Raw genomic sequence first — 261 nt, 5'->3', positions numbered from 1 at the left:
CGACTGAAACGCTTGCTTCTCGGGTGCAGGTAGATCTGCCGGGGCAGCATCGCCGCCGAAAATGCCTTTCACGAGGTTTGCGGGAATGGTGGCGGGCATGTTGAGATGGATCGCGAGCAAGCCTTTCGGGGCTTGCCGAGCAAGCGCGTCGGAAATGACCGAGCCGTGGTCGCCACCCTGGGAGACGTAGTGATCATAGCCAAGCCGTTTCATTAGGACATCCCACGCCCGTGCTGTCCGGTCAGGTCCCCATCCAAGCTC

Annotated in this window: 1 pseudogene; it reads right to left on the bottom strand. The window is 60.9% G+C overall.

The features are described from left to right. Positions 1-213, bottom strand: a pseudogene (locus SCA31_RS24025) (epoxide hydrolase); the annotation flags it as partial. Between the last annotated feature and the right edge of the window lie 48 nt (positions 214-261).

It is taken from the genome of Chryseobacterium sp. SIMBA_028 (assembly GCF_046535285.1).
Classification (GTDB): Bacteria; Bacteroidota; Bacteroidia; order Flavobacteriales; family Weeksellaceae; genus Chryseobacterium.
This window is presented reverse-complemented; position numbering and strand designations above follow the sequence as displayed.